General features: G+C 63.8%; 1 protein-coding gene. It reads right to left on the reverse strand.

Annotated features, from left to right (window positions below):
* Positions 1–74: 74 nt before the first annotated feature.
* Positions 75–1,577 (reverse strand): ABC transporter permease (locus NW857_RS09920; protein ID WP_414368832.1); only part of this gene is annotated, 1,503 nt, incomplete at its 5' end.

Here is a 1,577-nt window from a genome sequence, read left to right on the forward strand (position 1 = left end):
CCTGAAGGGGCAACCCATCCGTCGCACCACCACCATCAACCCCCATCCGTGAAGGATCCGGAGGGATCCCCTGCTCAAGGCTGCCCGACCTGCTGCCGCAGCGCCTGGATCCCTGCGGCTAGACCCAACAGGACGATCAGCAGCAGGGTGCTCAGAGCTGCTGCCTGCTGAGTATAGCCTCCCTGTTGCAAGCCAAAGATGAGCCACCCAAAGGTTTCCGAGCGGGAGGTTACCAAGAGGGCAGAGAGGGTCAGCTCGGCAAAAGATTGCAAAAACACCAGCAACACCGCTGCCGTTAAGGCCGGTGCCAGCAGGGGCAGCAGAATGTGGCGAAAGGTTTGCAGCAGAGATGCCCCATCCAGGCTGGCTGCCTCCTCTAGGCTGGTGTCCAGGCTGCACCAAGCAGCTTGCAGTGGCTGTAGCGCCAGGGCCAAGAACCGTCCCAGATAGGCCATCAGGATCAGCCCTAGGGTGCCGTAGAGGCTCAGCCCCGGCAGGGGCGGGGGCAACCACACCAAAATGAGGGACAACGCAAAAATCAGGCCCGGCAGGGCATAGGGCAAGTCCACGAGGAAGCTGAGCAGCGCCAGCAGCCGTACTTTCAACCGGGTCAGGGCATAGCCCAAGATCGTCGCCATCCCGCTGCAGAGCAGCGCTGCTCCTCCCGCCAAGCCCAAACTGTGCAGCGTGGCGCGGCGGGCCCGCTCCAGCTCAAAAAGAACCAGGCGGAAATGCTCCAGCGTCAGGTTAGACCAGACTAAGGGCAGGCCATAGGCCCGCAGCAGGGCAGTTGCAGCCATGGCCAGCAAAGGCCCGAGAATGAGCAGCAAGGCTGCGGCGAAGAGGATCCCGCTGAGCAGCCAACCCAGCCAGCCCAAGCGATAGGGATCCGGAGGGGCCTCGCCTGGATCCAGCCCCTCCTGAGGCTGCTGTGACCAGGCCAAAAAGAAGAGGGCCGGCAGGCCAAAGAGCAACGCCAGCGCCGCGCTGCGCCCAAACCCATCCCCGCCGAAGTTGATCACCTCTTGGTACAGCAGGGTGGGCAAAGTCAGGTAGCGTCCTGGGATCCCCAGCAAGGCCGGGATCCCGAAATTGCCCCAGGCCCCCAGGAAGGCCAGCGCCGCCGCTGCCGCCACAGAGGGCCGCAACAGGGGCAGGGTGATGAAGAGCCAAACCTGCAGCAGGTTTGCCCCATCCAGTTGGGCCGCCTCCTGAGCTTGCCTGGAGAGCCGGCTCAAGCCCGCCACCAGCGTCAGGTAGGCAATTGGCAGCACAAAAAGAGCCAGCAGCAGAATGATCCCCCCCGGCGTGTAGAAGCTCCACAGGGATCCCTGCTTCCCCAAAATCCAGCGCAGTCCCTGCTGCAAATAGCCCACCGGCCCGGCCCATTGGATCCAGGCCAAGGCCAAAACCTGGGGCGGAACCACGAGGGGAGATAAAAAGAGCACCCGCAGGATGCCGCGGCCCGGCAAATCTGTCTGGGTGGTGAGTACCGCCAGCACCAGGCCGCCGACCAGCGCCAATGTGGCTGAGACCGTCGACACCCAAAGGCTGTGAACCAGCGCCAGATGGACGCG

It is taken from the genome of Synechococcus sp. H55.9, assembly GCF_047462355.1.
Lineage (GTDB): Bacteria > Cyanobacteriota > Cyanobacteriia > Thermostichales > Thermostichaceae > Thermostichus.